The following is a 17,040-nucleotide window of genomic DNA, read 5'->3' on the forward strand; positions in this document are numbered from 1 at the left end:
CCGTAAGCCGTAAGCCGTAAGCCGTAAGCCGTAAGCCGTAAGCCGTAAGCCAAGATGCAGACACTGACCTGGCCAATGGCAAGGGTTTACTTATAGCTTAAAGCTTACAGCTCCTGAACGTCAGCCCGTCGGGCTGAAGGTCAGCGCCAGACCGTTGTTGCACCAGCGCAGGCCGGTAGGCTCGGGACCGTCGTCGAAGACGTGGCCCTGGTGGCCGCCGCAGCGCGCGCAGTGGTATTCGGTACGCGGAATGACCATCCAGAAATCGATGCTGGTCAACAGGTGCCCCTCGACATGCGCGAAGAAGCTCGGCCAGCCGGTTCCAGAGTCGTACTTCATGGCACTGGTGAAAAGCAGCAGGTCGCAGCCGGCACAGCGGTACTCGCCCTCGCGCGTCTCCTTGTCCAGGGGGCTCGAGAAGGCCGGCTCGGTCCCCTCCTCGCGCAACACCTCGAACTGCTCCTCGCTCAGGCGTTCTCGCCATTCAGCCTCGGAGAGCTCAAGCACCTCGAGCCCCTCGGCACGCGTCAGGTCAGGCTTTGGCCGGGCCGCGGCCAGCCCCGGCAGCAGGCCGGCGAGACCGCCGGCCCCCAATACGCCAAGAAAATGCCGTCGTTGCATAACGCCTCCCCGTTAATGGTTTGCTTCACCCTGATATACGGCCCGCGAATCGATTCGGATGCACAACGAGACGGGGGAAGGACCTAAGTCCTTCCCCCGCTCAGACCGCCGATGCCACCGACGGTTCGCCTTGGCTCTCTCCTCCGCTGCTTGCCTCAGGTCAGGCTGGGCCCCGCCTTGACGATCGCCTCGTTGACGCCCTCGAACTTCTTGAAATTGTCGACGAACTTGGCGGCCAGCTCCTGGCGCTTGCGGTCGTAGGCAGTCTTGTCCTCCCAGGTCTCGCGCGGGTCGAGCAGGCCGGAGTCGACGCCCGGCACAGCCGTGGGCACGGCCAGGTTCAGGCCATCGACCTGACGGGTCTCGACATCGCGCAGCACACCGGACTGGATGGCGCTGATGATGGCGCGGGTGGTGGGGATGGAGAAGCGCGAGCCGCCTTCCCCGTAGGCGCCACCGGTCCAGCCGGTGTTGACCAGGTAGACCTGGGCGTCCTTCTCGGCCACACGCTTGATCAGCAGGTCGGCATACTCACGCGCCGGGCGCGGGAAGAAGGGAGCGCCGAAGCAGGTGGAGAACGTCGCCTCGAGGCCTGCGGAGGAGCCCATCTCGGTGGAGCCCACCTTGGCGGTGTAGCCGGAGAGGAAGTGATAGGCCGCGGCCTCCTTGGAGAGCACCGAGACCGGTGGCAGCACGCCGGACATGTCGCAGGTCAAAAAGACGATGGCATTGGGCTCGCCGGCGCGGTTCTCGGGCACGCGCTTCTCGACGTGCTCCAGGGGGTAGGCGGCGCGGGAGTTCTGGGTCAGGCTGTCGTCGGCATAGTCCGGCTCCCGGCGATCGTCAAGGACCACGTTCTCCAGCACGGTACCGAACTTGATGGCCTGCCAGATGATCGGCTCGTTCTTCTCGGAGAGGTCGATGCACTTGGCATAGCAGCCGCCCTCGATGTTGAAGACGGTGCCCGGCCCCCAGCCATGCTCGTCGTCACCGATCAGGTAGCGGGCCGGGTCGGCGGAGAGGGTTGTCTTGCCGGTGCCGGAGAGGCCGAAGAACAGCGTGGTCTCGCCATCCTCGCCGACGTTGGCGGAGCAGTGCATGGGCAGCACGTCAGCACCCGGCAGCAGGAAGTTCTGCACCGAGAACATCGCCTTCTTCATCTCGCCGGCATAGCGCATGCCGGCGATCAACACCTTCTTCTGGGCGAAGTTGAGGATCACGCAGCCGTCGGAGTTGGTGCCGTCGCGTGCCGGATCACACTCGAAGAAGGGGGCGTTGAGAATGGTCCACTCGTCCTTGACGGACGGGTTGTAGGCCTCCGGGCGAACGAACATGGTGCGGCCGAAGAGGCCATGCCAGGCGGTTTCTGTGGTGACACGGATCGGCAGGTAGTGGACCGGGTCACTCCCCACGTGGAGCTCGGACACATAGTGCTCGCCGCCGGCCAGGTACGCCTCGACGCGGGCCCAGAGGGCATCGAATTTCTCGGCGTCGAACGGGCGGTTGACGCTACCCCAGTCGATCTGACCGCTGGTGCTAGGCTCGTCGACGATGAAACGATCCTTGGGCGAACGGCCGGTGCGCACGCCGGTATTCACCACCAGAGCGCCGTTGGCGGCCAGGCGCCCTTCCCCGTTGGCCACTGCCCGCTCGATCAGCTGGGCGCTGCAGAGGTTGACGTGGGAAATGGTGGCTTGCTGGGGGGCGGCTTGAGTCGTGGTCATGTCATTTCCTGGGCCTTGCGGCCGCTTCTCTCTCGTGTGCCGGGCGTCGGTGACGCAACGTGGGTCATGCCATGGTCGCCCTGTGCGGGTCATTCCCGTCTTGTGGCAGGGCGATCGGACCGGAAAAACGGCGCTATTATGGCAAAAACCCGGCCGCCGGGAAACGGCGTTCTTGGGCGAAGTTCTTGTAGTTTTACTACTACATCGGCACCGTTCAGCGCAGCTCATCTGAAAACACATGCTGCCATGCTGCCCCCGGGCCATGGGCGCTCAATGCAGGGTCGGCGGCGTCTCCTCGGAAGCGAGCATCGCCTCGACCTCGGGCACCGTGAAGTGGTAGCGGGCGTGACAGAAATGGCACTGGGTCTCGATGCCGCCTTGCTCGACCAGTACCTCGCGCAACTCCTGCTCGCCCAGGGTCATCAGCCCGGAAGCCATACGCTCGCGCGAGCAGGTGCAGCTGAAGCGCAGGGCCTTGGGGTCGAAGACCCGCACCGTCTCCTCATGGTAGAGCCGACGCAGCACCTCGAGCGGCTCAAGGCCGAGCAACTCAGCGTCCTTGACGGTGTCAGCCAGGTGCACGGTGCGCTCCCAGGCATCAGCGTCCAGGTTGCGGGACTCGTCAGGTAGACGCTGCAGCAGCAGGCCACCGGCACGCTGGCCGTCGGCGGCCAGCCACAGTCGCGTCGGCAGCTGCTCGGACTGGTCGAAGTAGGCGGCGAGGCAGCCGGCCAGGCTATCTTGTTCGAGGGCCACGATGCCCTGATAGCGGTGGCCATCGGTGGGGTCCAGGGTGATCATGATCTGCCCCTCCCCCACCAATTCGCGGAAAGCGGCATTCTCGCTGGGGATCGCCGCGTCCTCGGCCAGGCGGGCAATAGCACGCAGCTCGCCACCGGGGTTGGACTCGGCCATCAGCAGGGCGAGCGCCCCCTGGCCACGCACCTCGAGGCTCAGGGTGCCATCGAGCTTGACGGTGTCGGTGAGCAGCGCCACCGCAGCGAGCAGCTCGCCGAGCAGGTGGTTCACCGCGGGAGGGTAGTCGTGGCGATCGAGCACCTCGCCGAAGGCGCGCTCAAGGGTGACGATCTCGCCACGCACGTTGGTGCGCTCGAAGAGAAAGCGCTGGATCTGGTCGGTCATAGGGGACCTGTGAGTGGTGAGGGGTGAATGGTGAGGCGGGAGGCCTACTCCTGGCCGCCCTCCTTGAAGCGTCGAATATCCCGCCGCTGCTTCTTGTCGGGGCGCTTGAGCGGGTGCTGCATGGCCTGGTTGGTGAGACGCCGGGCCTCGGCCTCGCGTTCGCGGCGCGCGACGCTCTCCTCTGTCTCGCGATAGAGCGCACGCGCCTCGGGGGCGCCGCGGCGCTGATCGGAGAGCGCCAGCACCTCCACCTCCAGGATATCCCAGCCCTGGGGTACACGGATAAGGGCACCGACCTCGACGTTCTTGCTGGTCTTGGCCCTCCCGCCCTCGTAGTGGACCTTGCCGCCCTCGATGGCCTTCTTGGCCAGGGCGCGGGTCTTGAAGAAGCGCGCCGCCCACAGCCACTTGTCGAGTCGCACGCTATCCATGGGCACCCTTCTCCTTCTCTTCCCCAACTGCAGGCGCTTCGCCCGCCGCCGCGGGTGGCAGGTTACCGGGCAGGATACTGGCGAAGCGATCCAGGGCGATGAACTCCTCGAGTTCCTTCTCCGGTCGGCGGCTGTTGGGCTGCTTGATGCCCAGCAGGTGGCGGATGCCGAATTCCCGGGCACTCTCCAGCACCGCGGGATTGTCGTCGATGAACAGGGTACGCTGCGGGTCGAAGGGCTCGACCTCCTGCAGGGCGAACCAGAACGCCTGTTCTTCCTTGGGGACACCAACGTCTGCCGAAGAGACGATGGCATCCAGGTACTCCTCCAGGCCGGTGAGCGACAGCTTGAGTTCCAGGCTCGGCCGATCGGCATTGGTGGCCAGCACCACCCGGGGGTGAGCCGCCTTGAGCCAGCGGAGGAAGTCCAGGGCATCGCTACGCAGGCCGATCAGGTGCTGCACCTCCCGCTTGAGTGCCACCACGTCGACACCGAGCTCACGACTCCAGTAGGCCAGACTGTACCAGTTGAGGGTGCCCTGCTCGCGGATGATCCGGGTGCGCACCTCCTCCTGGGTTGCCTCGTCGAGGCGATGCAGCTCCACATAGCGTCGCGGCAGGTGCTCAAGCCAGAAGTGGCTATCGAAATGCAGGTCCAGCAGGGTGCCGTCCATGTCCAGCAGGACGGTGTCGATGGCGCGCCAGTCGATCATCGCAACTCCAGAGGTGGGTCGAGGGCCGTCGAGACGTGGTATTGGGCCGTAGGGAAATAGTATTGTATCGAATCGCCATCCAGGGCGCACAGCGCCCGCCCCCATCGCTTGCCATACGGAATTCCGCCCATGTCCGACCAGCACAACGCCTCCCGGCCCTGGCCCGTCAAGCCGCAGATCCTCGACCGGCGCAGCGTGGCGCGAAGTCGCCTCTTCCACGTCGAGGAGTTGGAGCTGCGTTTCTCCAACGGCGCCGAGCGCACCTTCGAGCGGCTCACCGGCACCGGCCGGGGCATCGGCGCGGTGATGATCGTGGCCATGCCCGACCCGGAACACGTGCTGCTCATTCGCGAGTATGCCGCCGGCTTCGAGGACTACGTGCTGACCCTGCCCAAGGGGCTGGTGGACCCGGGGGAGGATATCGTCACCGCGGCCAATCGCGAGCTGATGGAGGAGTGCGGCTTCGGCGCCCACCGCATCGACCCCCTGGTGGAGCTCTCACTGGCGCCGAACTACATGGGCCATCGCATGCAGGTGTTGCTGGCCACCGACCTCTATCCGAAGCGCCTGCCGGGTGACGAGCCGGAACCGCTGATCGTCGAGACCCACGCCATCGACGAACTCTCGGGGCTGCTGGCACGGGAGGACTTCCACGAGGCGCGCGCCATCGCGGCGCTGTTCATTGCCCGAGACAAGTTGCGCAGCGAGGAGCCCGTGGATGCCAGGCTATGGTGAGCCCCGCCCATCGAGAGCCCCTTTCACAACCTTCGCCCGTGAGTCGGAATCGCCCGGTGCGCTGTCGCTTACCGGGCCTACGGCCCATGCCCTTCTGTAGGCCCGATAAGCCGGAGGCGCATCGGGCGGGGAGCTGAATTGACCCGGCGCGTGGTCGCTTGCCGGGCCTACATCTTCCAAAGGGTCTGACCGAGGCCCAGGACCGGGCTCGTCGTCTGGCATTCGGCCGGAGCTCCGGCTAATCGAGCCGGGTCAGGTCGCGCACGGCGCCCTTGTCGGCGGAGGTCGCCAGCAGCGCATAGGCCTTTAGCGCCGCGGAGACCCTGCGGTCGCGCGTGATGCTCGGCTTCCAGGCCTGCGCCCCCTTCGCCTCCTCCGCCTCCCGACGGCGGTCGAGCTCCTCGTCGGGGAGCTTGACATCGATGCGGCGGTTGGGGATATCGATGCAGATGAGGTCGCCGCTCTCCACCAGGCCGATGGCACCCCCGGCCGCCGCTTCCGGCGAGGCGTGGCCGATGGAGAGCCCCGAGGTGCCGCCGGAGAAGCGGCCATCGGTGAGCAGCGCACAGGCCTTGCCCAGCCCCTTGGACTTGAGGTAGCTGGTCGGGTAGAGCATCTCCTGCATGCCCGGGCCGCCCTTGGGACCCTCGTAGCGGATGATGACGACCTCGCCCTCCTTCACCTGGCCACCGAGGATATGCTCCACCGCCTGGTCCTGGGACTCCACCACATGGGCCGGGCCCTCGAAGACCAGGATCGCGTCATCGACACCGGCCGTCTTCACCACGCAGCCATCCGCAGCGATGTTGCCGAAGAGCACGGCCAGGCCACCCTCTGTCGAGAAGGCGTGCGCGAGGTCGCGGATGCAGCCGCCGGCACGGTCGCCGTCGAGGCTGGGCCAACGAGCGGCCTGGGAGAAGGCCTCCTGGGTGGGGATGCCGCCGGGGCCGGCCTTGTAGAACTCCACCACCTCGGGGCTCGGCGAGCGCATGATGTCCCACTGCTCGAGGGCCGCAGCCAGGCTATCGCCGTAGATGGTGGGCACCCGGGTATCCAGCACCCCAGCGCGGTCCAGTTCGCCGAGGATGGCCATGATGCCGCCGGCGCGGTGGCAGTCCTCGATATGATACTGCTGGGTATTGGGCGCCAGCTTGCACAGCTGCGGCACCTCCCGGGACAGCCGATCGATGTCGGCCATGGTGAAGTCCACCTCACCCTCCTGGGCGGCGGCCAGCAGGTGCAGGATGGTGTTGGTGGAGCCGCCCATGGCGATGTCCAGGGTCATGGCGTTCTTGAACGCCGCCCTGGAGCCGATGGCTCGCGGCAGCAGGTGCGCCTCGTTGCCCTCGTAGACGCGCTTGGCCAGTTCGACGATGCGGTGACCCGCCTCCTCGAACAGTCGACGGCGGTCCGCATGGGTGGCCAGTACGGTGCCGTTGCCCGGCAGCGCCAGGCCCAGGGCCTCCATCAGGCAGTTCATGGAGTTGGCGGTGAACATGCCCGAACAGCTGCCGCAGGTCGGGCAGGCGCTGCGCTCGATCTCCTCGATCTCCGCATCGCTGTAGGTGTCGTCGGCGGCGGAGATCATCGCATCAATCAAGTCGATGCCGTGGTCCAGGAGCTTGGTCTTGCCGGCCTCCATGGGACCGCCGGAGACGAAGATCACCGGGATGTTCAGGCGCATGGCCGCATTGAGCATTCCCGGAGTGATCTTGTCACAGTTGGAGATGCACACCAGCGCATCGGCGCAGTGGGCATTGACCATGTACTCGACACTGTCGGCGATCAGGTCGCGGCTCGGCAGCGAGTAGAGCATGCCGTCATGGCCCATGGCGATGCCATCGTCCACGGCGATGGTATTGAACTCCTTGGCCACGCCGCCGGCCTTCTCGATCTCGCGCGCCACCAGCTGGCCCATGTCCTTCAGATGCACGTGGCCCGGCACGAACTGGGTGAAGGAGTTGGCCACCGCGATGATCGGCTTGTGGAAGTCGTCATCCTGCATGCCGGTGGCGCGCCAAAGGGCGCGGGCACCGGCCATGTTGCGACCGGCTGTGGTAGTGCGGGAACGATACTCGGGCATGGTGTCCTCTTCTTTTGCTGGCCGCCTTGTGCCGGCGGCTCGAGTGTCCAGTTGGCCCGTGATTCTGGCATGCGCTCGCCCGCCAGACCAGTGACCCGGACGAGTGGCCGCATGCAACGGCTTGCACACCCCTCGATCAGGGCCGTCTGCTGGTCGATCGCCACCCGCAGATTCGCATGCGCCAGGAATCGCGAATCCTGTCACGCCGGGAGATCGACTTCCTGCACCCGGAGGGTACTCATGCCTGACAGTTCCCCCCAAAGCGCCTATTTGAATGCCCAGCGCCAGCATCTCGACGAGTGCGAACAGGACATTGCCAGCCTCGCCGACATCCTGCGACAGCGCGCCTGGAGCCGGATAGAGCGGCACGGGGCCGAACGTACCCTGCAGATTCTGATCGAGGCCTGTATCGGCCTGGCCAAGCATTGGACTCGCCAGGAGACCGGGCAGGTCTGCCGGGATGCGGTGACCGGCTTCGAGCGGCTTCGGGATGCCGGCAAGATCGAAGGCAATACTCCCTGGCGCAAGATCATTGGCCTGCGCAACGTGCTGGTTTACGACTATCTCGATGTAGACCCGGAGATCGTCAAAAGCGTTATTGCCGAGGGTTACTACCGTACGATGCTCGACTTCGGCCGCCAGGCGCTGGTGGCACTGGAGCAAGGCCGGTAACTCAGGCGACAGGCAGCAGCCGGCCGCCCTCCAGGCGCAGGCGCTGGAGGATGTCGACGCCGCCATCGAGGGCCACGAAGCGTAGGTCACAGTCACCGCAGCGTTGTTCGAAGGCGGCCTCGATGCCGGGACCCGGCCCCCACTCCGAGACGAAGGAGTCGTAGGTATAGATGGTCAGCGAGCGCTCGGCGGCGGAGGCGGTACTCACCGCTACCAGGGTCAGGATCAGGGCTGCCGGTCGTTTCATGGGATGTCCCATGAATAACCCCGGAGTCGGTTCGGCACCGACCCGGGGTTGTCTTGCCGCTGGCAGATTCCCTTGGGGTCAGACCCCGGCCAAGCCAGCAAAGCCTATCAAGTTGCACCATTCCAGCGGTAATACCCTCTGCCGGGGTCTGACCCCTGGGTGGTGCACGCCACCGGTCAGCCGAACACCACCTTGGCCACGTCACGGTAGCGGCCGGCAAAATGCACCGTCATGCCCTCCTTGAGGTAGTCGGGCAGCTCGTCGTAGTCGCGCCGGTTGGCCTCGGGCAGAATCAGCTCGAAGAGGTCGCTGCGCCGGGCGGCGATCACCTTCTCGCGGATGCCGCCCACCGGCAGCACCTGGCCGGTCAGGGTCAGCTCGCCGGTCATCGCCAGCGGCCGGTCGATGGCCCGGTGCCGGGCCAGCGACAGCAGGGCCGTGGCCATGGTGACCCCGGCGGAAGGGCCATCCTTGGGCGTGGCCCCTTCCGGCACATGCAGATGAACGAAAGCCGAATCGAAGAAGTCCGCATCGGCCCCGTACTCGCCAAGATGACCGAGCACGAAGCTGTAGGCGATATTGGCCGACTCCTTCATGACGTCGCCGAGCTGACCGGTGAGCTTGAAGCCTCGGTCCAGGGCGTGCACCTTGCCGGCCTCGACGGAGAGCGTGGCACCGCCCATGGCGGTCCAGGCCAGGCCGGTCACCACGCCCTCGCCCTCCATCACCTGCTCCTTGCGGAAGATCGGTGGTCCCAGATAGTCCTCGAGATTGTTCACCGAGACCCGCACCGACTGCTGGTCGTTCTCCAGCAGCTTGACGGCCGCCTTGCGCACGATGCGGTGCAGCTGCTTCTCGAGCTGGCGCACCCCCGCCTCGCGGGCATACCCCTCAATCACCTGACGCAGTGCCGCCTCGGTGAGGTTGATGCGCTTCTTGGGCATGCGGTCGCGCTTGAGCAGCTTGGGCCACAGGTGGTGCTTGGCAATGGCGACCTTCTCCTCGGCGATATAGCCGGAGAGACGGATCTGCTCCATGCGGTCCAGCAACGCCGCCGGAATCGAGTCCAGGGTGTTGGCGGTGCAGACGAACAGCACCTTGGAGAGGTCCAGGCGCACGTCGAGGTAGTGGTCGAGGAAGTCGACGTTCTGTTCCGGGTCGAGCACCTCGAGCAGCGCCGAGGCCGGGTCCCCCTGGAAGGACTGCCCCATCTTGTCGATCTCGTCGAGCATGATCACCGGGTTCTCGACCTCGACCTCCTTGATGGCCTGCACGAGCTTGCCGGGCATGGCGCCGATGTAGGTGCGGCGGTGCCCCTTGATCTCGGCCTCGTCGCGCATGCCGCCCACCGAGAAACGATAGAACTCGCGGCCCAGCGCCTCGGCGATGGAGCGCCCCACCGAGGTCTTGCCGACCCCGGGGGGGCCGACCAGCAGCAGGATGGAGCCGCCCACGTCACCCTTGAAGGTGCCTTCGGCAAGGAACTCGACGATGCGCTCCTTGACGTCCTTGAGACCGTCATGGTCGCGGTCGAGCACCCACCGGGCATGCGCCAGGTCGAGCTGGTCCTGGCTGTGCACGCCCCAGGGCATGGCGGTGAGCCAGTCGAGGTAGTTGCGCGTGGTGCCGTACTCCGGCGAGCCGGTCTCCAGCACCGACAGCTTGTCGAGCTCGTCGTCGATGCGCTCCATCACCCGTTCGGGCACCACGCGTCCCTCCAGGCGGCCGCGGAAGGTATCGACATCGTTCTCGCGGTCATCCTTGGAGATGCCCAGCTCGCGCTGGATCACCTTGAGCTGCTCGCGCAGGAAGAACTCCCGCTGGCGCTCCTGCATCTGGGCATTGACCTGATCGCTGATCTCGCTCTGCAGCTGGGCGACCTCGATCTCCTTGCGCAGCAGCGGCAGGACCTTCTGCATGCGTTCCATCACCGACAGGGTCTCCAGCACGTCCTGCAGCTCGGGTCCCTTGGCCGAGGTGATGGCCGCCGCAAAGTCGGTCAGTGGACCCGGCTCGTGGGGGCTGAAACGGTTCAGGTAGTGCTTCAGCTCCTCGCCATAGAGCGGGTTGATGGGCAGCAGCTCCTTGATGCCGTTGATCAGCGCCATGGCATAGGCACGGGTCTCGTCCGCCTCGGCATCCACCGGCTCGCGGGGGTAGCTCACCTCCACCAGGTAGGGCGGCTGGCGGGAGAGCCAGCGCTGGATGCGGAAGCGGCGCATGCCCTGGGCGATGAACTGGATCTGCTCCTCCTCGCCCTGCAGCTTGTGCACCTTCACGGCGGTGCCGATCTCGGGAAAGTCCTCGTCGCCGAGCTCCTCGATACCGGTCTCGCCAACGAAGGCCAGGCCCACGCTGTGGTGCGGCGTATTGCCGACACGGCGGATGGTCTCCTCCCAGCGCTCGCGGTTGATCACCAACGGCTGGACCTGGGCGGGAAAGAAGGGCCGGTTGTGAATCGGCAGCAGGTAGATGCGCTCGGGCAGAGAGTCACTGGCCGGCACCACCGCGTGGTGGCTGCTCTCCCCCGGCACCTCATCGTGCAGGGAGTCGTCGGCGTTGTCCTGGATCCAGTCCAGGCCATCCTGCGCTTCGTGATCGTCGCTCATGCGTTCCTCATGCTGGATCGTCGGGATGGATTCCCGGTGCTGCCTTGAGGAATGCGGGCACCGGCGCCCGACTTCAAGTCACTGCAACCGCTCGAGGACCGGCGGCAGCGGGCGACCGTTGATCCGTACCCGGCCACGCACCACGTCGATCTCCAGGTCCTGGGTATCCAGCGGCAGGCCGAGCCAGAGCGCCACGACCTTGGGCACCTGGTGCCAGGTGAGGTCACCATAGAGCCGCGCCCGCCAGTGCTCCTGCTCGCGCGGATCGCCCAGCGCGACCAGACTCAATTCCGAGAGCTGGCGAGCGTCGAAGAACAGCGCCCCGTCGCCATGGGCATCCAGCCCCAACATGGGGCTGTCGAGAACCATGGCATGGATATCCAACCGGGGCGAATCCTGAAGCATGGCCACCAGCTTCGGCTCCAGGCGCGCAAGCAGGTCGAGGCCGTCCTGAGCGGCATCGCCCCGAGCGGCCTCGTCGCGCAGCACGGCCAGTACGCTGCGCAGGGCGTCGGCGTTGATCCGCGACAGCTCCAGGGCAAGGCGACCGGTGAGCAGCACCTGCTCCGCCGTCACCAGCCGATCCAGGGTCAGCTTGCTCTCGATGCGCAGCTCCCGCTCGTCAAGCACCGTCCGGCTATGCAGCACCAGTTCATGGGCATCCAGTTCGAGGTCGGGCTGACGCCAGGCCAGACGTTCCACCTTGAGCAAGTCCTGTTGGTTGAAGTGGTGGGCGTCCTCGGTATAGGCATAGCGACTCTCCAGGACGGTCGGTCCCGCTTCCAGGGTGGCCGGACCATCGCTGAGCCGCCAGGGTTCGAGCCTGGCCTGCAGCCGCCAGTCCCCGTAGACCCCGCCGAAGGTGATTCGCCCGCCGCGAAAGTCGAGCTCTCGCCCCGCCTGACTGACGATGAAGGGTGCCAGCTGGAGATCCCCTTCCAGGGAGGCGCCGAGAGTACGGTAGCGTGCCTGCCAGGTAGGTGGAGACGACGGCAGGGCATCGCCGAACAGGCGCCGGTCGCCGGGCCCGAGATGGGGTCTCAATTCGCCGTCGATGCGCGTGCTGATCACCCCGTGACGCGCCACGTAGGGGAGCTCGAGGTGCCAGGCCTGGCCGAAGCGAGGCGTCAGGTGGAGGGTGCCACGGGACTCGAGCCAACCCCGCTCGACGTCGCTGCGCTTCACCGCGAGCTCCCCCCGGGCGGCGAGGTCCTCGAGGGCGCGTGCGAGCTCACGTTCGAAGAGCACGCTGGAGAAGTACTGGGCGACAGCCCAGAGCAGCGCCAGTGCGACCACCAGCGGGACGATCAGTCGTTCCTTGCGCATCATGGCGTTCCTTACCCACACCTTGTCCGGACCACCCCTGTGTCACCGAGACGTTGGAGAACTTTCAATGAAGCCGGATCAGTGGAGCCAGAACCACAGGTGCATGGTACTCCATGCATAGGCGGCCGCGAGGACATCATCGATCATGATGCCGAAGCCACCGGCGACCCGCCGATCGGCCCAGCGGATCGGCCAGGGCTTGAAGACATCGAAGACGCGAAAGACCACGAACCCCCAGAGGGCGGCCTCCCAGGAGAAAGGTACCGCCGTCATGGTCAGCCAGTAGCCGACGAACTCGTCCCAGACGATGCCCGAGTGGTCATGGACCCCCAGGTCGCGGGACGTCTTGTCGCACAGCCAGATACCCCAGAAGAAGGTCACCGCCATCAGGCCCAGGTACCAGCCCAGCGGCAGCTCGGATATCAGCCAGTAGAAGGGGATGGCGGCCAGGGTACCGAAAGTGCCGGGCGCGAAGGGGACGCTGCCACTCCCCAGGCCGAAGGCCAGGAAGTGAACGGGGCGCCGCCAGACACTGGCGGGAGCCTGATTCATGGGGCACCCTCTCCCGTGAAGTGCTGCCAGCCGCGCTCGCCGGTGACCGCCACGCCCTGCACGCCCGGCTCATCGCGAAAGCGCCCGATCACCGTCAAGGACTGGCCCAGGATCGCCAGCCGGTCGCGGGCCTCGTCAAGGTGCTCGGGCGGAAGGCCGAGGAGCAGCTCGTAGTCGTCGCCGCCGTGGAGCCCCGCCTGGCGGGCCTCTTCCTCGCCTAGCGCCGCTACCAGGCCCTCGGCCAGAGGCAAGGCGTCGGGCGTCAACTCGGCGCCGATGCCCGAGGCGTCGAGAACATGCCCGAGATCGGCCAGCAGGCCGTCGGAGATGTCGATGGCGGCGCTGGCCAGGCTGCGCAGGGCCAGGCCCGCCTCCAGGCGCGGGAGCGGATGAAGATAGCGCTGCAGCAGCGGATGACCGGTGTCCCGCTCGCCGCGCCGCCACAGCGCCAGCCCTCCGGCACCGCCACCCAGTGCACCGGTCACCGCCAGCAGGTCGCCCGGCCGGGCCCCGCTACGGGTCAGCGCCTGCTCGGGGGGCACCTCTCCCATCACCGTCACGCCGATGGAAAGCGTCCCGCGCGTCACATCGCCCCCCACCAGGGCTGTACCGGTGGCATCGCAGAGCGCATGGAAGCCGCGGGCAAAGTCCGCCAGCCAGGCATCGTCATCGGCCGCCGGCAGGGTCAGCGACATCAGGCACCAGCGGGCACGGGCCCCCATGGCGGCAAGATCACTCAGGCTGACCGCCAGCGCCCGGTGACCGACCGCCACGGCCGGGGCATCCCCCGGAAAGTGGATGCCGGCCACCGAGGTGTCCACGCTGACCGCCAGCCGCTGCCCTGGGGTCGGGGCCAGCAGGGTGCAGTCATCTCCCACGCCCAGGGTCACGCCAGCCTCTGCGCCCGGCGGATCGGGGGTGAAGAAGCGGGTGATGAGGTCGAATTCGCTGTGCATCAGGGGTTGGCCTTCAGCGGCGGCGGGCGGTGACCTCGGCGGATCGCAGCCGCCCGGCAAGCTTGTCGAGGATGCCGTTGACGTATTTGTGCCCGTCGGTGGCCCCGAAGGACTTGGCCAGCTCGACCCCCTCGTTGATCACGGCGCGGTAGGGCACCTCGAGGCGACGGGAGAGCTCATAGGCGCCCAGGCGAAGGATCGCCAGCTCGATGGCATCGAGGTCCTCGAGACGACGATCAAGCAGGGGCGCAATGGCGGCATCGAGCTCACGGCGCTGGTCCGCCACGTTATGCAGCAGTTCATGGAAGAGCGCCAGGTCGGCGATCTCCATGACCTTGTGCCAGTTCTCGTGATCCTCGAGGTCATCGTCGGCCACCTGGCTGCGAAACTCCGACTCCACGGCACTGATCGACTTGCCGGTCATCTGCCACTGATAGAGGCCCTGCACCGCCAGCTCACGCGCCGCATGGCGGGACTGCTGGGCCTTCGACGGGGCCCGGGGGCGCTCGCCGCTCATGCCTCACCTCCATCGTCGGTATCGTCGCCGAAGCAGCGCAGCAGCGAGACCATCTCCATCGCCGCCATGGCCGCCTCGGCGCCCTTGTTGCCGGCCTTGGTGCCGGCACGCTCGATGGCCTGCTCAATGGACTCGACGGTCAGCACGCCATTGGCCACCGGCGTGTCGAACTCCAGCTGAAGGTTGCCCATGGCGGTATTGCACCCGCCGGCGACGTACTCGAAGTGCGGGGTGCCGCCGCGGATCACCGCCCCCAGGGCGATCACCGCCTCGGGGCGTGCCACCTGCAGCACGCGCTTGATGGCCAGCGGCAGCTCCCAGGCACCGGGCACATGGACAATATCGATGCCCTGCGGATCCACGCCATGGCGCACCAGGCTGTCCACCGCGCCCTCTACCAGGCTGTCCACCACATGATGATTGAAGCGGCCGACGACGATCACGTAGCGGCCATCGACGTCGACAAAGCTGCCTTCGACTTGGGAAATCGGTTGCATGGTTCTGTGTCCTGAAAGATCCGCTGCTTGAGGGTCCGGAAGGCATGGCCCCGGGGGCCATGCCGTGGTGTGAAGGCGTCGACGCTAGCCGTCGCTCTGCTCTTCGGGCGCGTGCTCCTCCGGCTCGAGTCGTTCCACCACTTCGAGGTCGAAGCCGGAGAGGGCCGAGAACTTCCAGGGTGAGCTCAGCAGACGCATCCTGCCCACCCCCAGGTGACGCAGGATCTGCGAGCCGGTACCGATGGTCAGGTAGTTGCCGGCGCCGTCGGAATCGCTGGTGCGCGGCGGCCGCCGGCGCTCCAGGAACACCTCGAGCAGGTCGTGGAGATCCTGGTGCGGGCGGCCATCGTCAAGCAGCACGAAGACCCCATGCTCGGCCCGCGCTACCTCGGCGACTGCCTGCTGGGCGGTCCAGCTCGGCCTGTCGCCCTTCTGCAGGGCGAGCAGGTCGCGCATCACGTTGGCCAGATGCACGCGCACCGTGGTCAGCGCCTCGGGGTGCGGATGGCCCTTGACCAGCGCCAGGTGGTGGGCGCCCTGGATGCTGTCGCGGAAGACGTGCAGGTTCAGCTCGCCGAAGGCGGTCTGAACCGGTGTCGACTCCACCGGCTGCACGGTCTGCTCGTTGTGGATGCGGTAGTGGATCAGGTCGGCGATGGTGCCCATCTTCAGGCCATGCTCGACGGCGAAGCGCTCGAGTTCCGCCCGGCGGGCCATGCTGCCATCCTCGTTCATGACCTCGCAGATCACGCCGCTGGGGTCGAGACCGGCCAGGGCGGAGAGGTCACAGGCCGCCTCGGTATGGCCGGCGCGACGCAGCACCCCGCCGGGCTCGGCCATCAACGGAAAGATGTGGCCAGGCTGGACGATGTCGGAAGCACCCGCGTTTCGGGCAACCGCAGCACGCACGGTGCGCGCGCGATCGGCGGCGGAGATGCCCGTGGTCACGCCCTCGGCGGCCTCGATGGAGAGGGTGAACTTGGTCCCGAAGCCGGAGCCATTGTCGCGCACCATCAGCGGCAGCTGGAGACGCTCGCAGCGCTCGCGGGTCATCGGCAGGCAGATCAAGCCCCTGGCATGGCGCGCCATGAAGTTGATGTGCTCGGCCTCGACCTTCTCGGCGGCCATGATGAGGTCGCCTTCGTTCTCGCGATCCTCGTCGTCCATCAGGATCACCATCCTGCCCTGACGGATATCCTCGACCAGTTCTTCGATGGGGGCCAGGCCCCCGGATGAGGCGTGCACCATGGAGTCTCCATTGATTCAGCGTGGTGGCTGTCGTCCTCCGACGACGAGCGGGTCGCCATCGAGCGTCGCCACCTCGAAACCGCGTCAGGGTACCGTGGCGCGTCGGCGGGCGCCAGCCCGGCCTCGAGCTCCGGGCCTCGGGCTTCGGGCCTAGGGCCTAGGGCCTAGGGCCTAGGGCTAGCTGCTAATCATTTGCACCTCGCACCTCGCACCTCGCACCTCGAGGCTGGCCTAACGTGGCCGGGCGGTGATGCGCCAGTCCTGGCCCACGGCGCGGATATCGAGGACCTCCAACCCCTTCTGCTGGGCCATCAGGGTCAGGCCCGGCAGTTCGAAGAGGGGCCGCGCCTCACCGCCGAGCAGGGTCGGCGCCACGAACAGCTGCATCTCGTCGATCAGGCTGGCCTCGAGCATGGCGCCGGCCAGCGTCGCCCCCGTCTCCAGCAATACCTCATTGGCCTGCTCTGCCTCGGCCAGGTGGCCCAGCAGGGCGTCGAGGTCGACGCGGCTATCGCGTCCCGCCGGCATCACTACCACCTCGGCGCCGGCAGCCTGGAGCCGCTCGCGACGCTCGGGCTCGTGGTCCGCCAGGGTCGCCACCAGCGTACGGCCGGGTTCGCGCAGGCAAGCCGCGACCAGCGGCAGGCGCAGCCGGGAGTCCACCACAACGCGCAGCGGCTGGCGGGCGGCGATTGCCTCGCCCTCGGGCAGCTCGAGCTGTTCGGGGCGCACGGTGAGCCGGGCATTGTCGAAGATGATCGACTCGACCCCGGTGAGGATGGCGCTGGAGCGGGCGCGCAGCCGCTGCACCTCGCGGCGGGCCTGGGGCCCGGTGATCCACTGGGACTCGCCGGAGCGCATGGCGGTACGACCATCGAGACTCATGGCCATCTTCAGGCGCACGAAGGGGCGACCATGGGACATGCGCATCACGAAGCCGGGATTCAGCGCCAGGGCCTCCTCCTCG

General features: G+C 66.9%; 17 protein-coding genes. 2 read left to right on the forward strand and 15 right to left on the reverse strand.

Annotation, left to right across the window (positions count from 1 at the left end; all coding sequences use genetic code 11):
- Positions 1 to 120: 120 nt before the first annotated feature.
- The 5 genes from msrB to yrfG all read right to left on the reverse strand — a co-directional run bounded on the left by msrB (position 121) and on the right by yrfG (position 4,631).
- Positions 121 to 621, reverse strand: a complete 501-nt coding sequence (msrB, locus tag RI841_RS05790) for a peptide-methionine (R)-S-oxide reductase MsrB (RefSeq protein ID WP_310704632.1) — start codon at positions 619 to 621, stop codon at positions 121 to 123.
- A 155-nt stretch (positions 622 to 776) separates the two neighbouring features.
- On the reverse strand, positions 777 to 2,345 hold the full coding sequence (locus RI841_RS05795) for a phosphoenolpyruvate carboxykinase (RefSeq protein WP_310704633.1): 1,569 nt from the start codon (positions 2,343 to 2,345) through the stop codon (positions 777 to 779).
- A 270-nt stretch (positions 2,346 to 2,615) separates the two neighbouring features.
- On the reverse strand, positions 2,616 to 3,488 hold the full coding sequence (hslO, locus tag RI841_RS05800) for an Hsp33 family molecular chaperone HslO (protein WP_310704634.1): 873 nt from the start codon (positions 3,486 to 3,488) through the stop codon (positions 2,616 to 2,618).
- Positions 3,489 to 3,532: 44 nt separating this feature from the next.
- Positions 3,533 to 3,919 (reverse strand): ribosome-associated heat shock protein Hsp15, encoded by a 387-nt coding sequence (gene hslR / locus RI841_RS05805; RefSeq protein WP_310704635.1) that lies wholly within the window; start codon positions 3,917 to 3,919, stop codon positions 3,533 to 3,535.
- Positions 3,912 to 4,631 carry a GMP/IMP nucleotidase gene (gene yrfG, locus RI841_RS05810; RefSeq protein ID WP_310704636.1) on the reverse strand — a complete coding sequence of 240 codons (720 nt, stop codon included), beginning with the start codon at positions 4,629 to 4,631 and terminating at the stop codon, positions 3,912 to 3,914. The genes hslR and yrfG overlap by 8 nt, the downstream gene beginning before the upstream one ends.
- A 129-nt stretch (positions 4,632 to 4,760) precedes the next feature.
- On the opposite strand from yrfG, the gene nudE reads away from it, so the two are divergent.
- Positions 4,761 to 5,366, forward strand: a complete 606-nt coding sequence (gene nudE / locus RI841_RS05815) for an ADP compounds hydrolase NudE (RefSeq protein WP_310704637.1) — start codon at positions 4,761 to 4,763, stop codon at positions 5,364 to 5,366.
- A gap of 238 nt (positions 5,367 to 5,604) precedes the next feature.
- Here the strand turns inward: nudE and ilvD are convergent, their stop codons facing one another.
- Positions 5,605 to 7,449, reverse strand: a complete 1,845-nt coding sequence (gene ilvD / locus RI841_RS05820) for a dihydroxy-acid dehydratase (RefSeq protein WP_310704639.1) — start codon at positions 7,447 to 7,449, stop codon at positions 5,605 to 5,607.
- Positions 7,450 to 7,689: 240 nt separating this feature from the next.
- Between ilvD and RI841_RS05825 the strand changes: the two genes are divergently transcribed.
- Positions 7,690 to 8,121, forward strand: a complete 432-nt coding sequence (locus RI841_RS05825; protein ID WP_310704640.1) for a type VII toxin-antitoxin system HepT family RNase toxin — start codon at positions 7,690 to 7,692, stop codon at positions 8,119 to 8,121.
- A gap of 1 nt (position 8,122) precedes the next feature.
- On the opposite strand, the gene RI841_RS05830 is transcribed toward RI841_RS05825, so the two are convergent.
- The 9 genes from RI841_RS05830 to ribD all read right to left on the reverse strand — a co-directional run.
- Positions 8,123 to 8,368 (reverse strand): hypothetical protein, encoded by a 246-nt coding sequence (locus RI841_RS05830; RefSeq protein ID WP_310704641.1) that lies wholly within the window; start codon positions 8,366 to 8,368, stop codon positions 8,123 to 8,125.
- A gap of 176 nt (positions 8,369 to 8,544) precedes the next feature.
- Positions 8,545 to 10,977 carry an endopeptidase La gene (gene lon, locus RI841_RS05835; RefSeq protein WP_310704642.1) on the reverse strand — a complete coding sequence of 811 codons (2,433 nt, stop codon included), beginning with the start codon at positions 10,975 to 10,977 and terminating at the stop codon, positions 8,545 to 8,547.
- A gap of 78 nt (positions 10,978 to 11,055) precedes the next feature.
- The gene (locus RI841_RS05840; protein ID WP_310704643.1) at positions 11,056 to 12,303 is read right to left on the reverse strand and encodes a DUF945 family protein; all 1,248 of its coding nucleotides are present in this window, start codon (positions 12,301 to 12,303) and stop codon (positions 11,056 to 11,058) included.
- A 78-nt stretch (positions 12,304 to 12,381) separates the two neighbouring features.
- Entirely contained in the window at positions 12,382 to 12,855 is a 474-nt protein-coding gene (locus tag RI841_RS05845) for a phosphatidylglycerophosphatase A (protein WP_310704644.1), read from the reverse strand.
- Positions 12,852 to 13,811, reverse strand: a complete 960-nt coding sequence (gene thiL / locus RI841_RS05850) for a thiamine-phosphate kinase (RefSeq protein WP_310704645.1) — start codon at positions 13,809 to 13,811, stop codon at positions 12,852 to 12,854. Before thiL ends, RI841_RS05845 begins: the two co-directional genes overlap by 4 nt.
- A 13-nt stretch (positions 13,812 to 13,824) precedes the next feature.
- Complete coding sequence (gene nusB / locus RI841_RS05855; RefSeq protein ID WP_310704646.1) at positions 13,825 to 14,328, reverse strand: transcription antitermination factor NusB; 504 nt, start codon at positions 14,326 to 14,328, stop codon at positions 13,825 to 13,827.
- Positions 14,325 to 14,825, reverse strand: coding sequence for a 6,7-dimethyl-8-ribityllumazine synthase (gene ribE / locus RI841_RS05860; RefSeq protein WP_310704647.1), 501 nt, complete (start codon positions 14,823 to 14,825; stop codon positions 14,325 to 14,327). The genes nusB and ribE overlap by 4 nt, the downstream gene beginning before the upstream one ends.
- Before the next feature lie 84 nt (positions 14,826 to 14,909).
- The gene (ribBA, locus tag RI841_RS05865) at positions 14,910 to 16,073 is read right to left on the reverse strand and encodes a bifunctional 3,4-dihydroxy-2-butanone-4-phosphate synthase/GTP cyclohydrolase II (protein WP_310704648.1); all 1,164 of its coding nucleotides are present in this window, start codon (positions 16,071 to 16,073) and stop codon (positions 14,910 to 14,912) included.
- A gap of 231 nt (positions 16,074 to 16,304) precedes the next feature.
- Positions 16,305 to 17,040: bifunctional diaminohydroxyphosphoribosylaminopyrimidine deaminase/5-amino-6-(5-phosphoribosylamino)uracil reductase RibD (gene ribD, locus RI841_RS05870; protein ID WP_310704649.1), on the reverse strand; the 736-nt coding region annotated here is incomplete at its 5' end.

Origin of the sequence: Halomonas sp., from assembly GCF_031581305.1 — a bacterium.
Taxonomy (GTDB): Bacteria; Pseudomonadota; Gammaproteobacteria; order Pseudomonadales; family Halomonadaceae; genus Halomonas.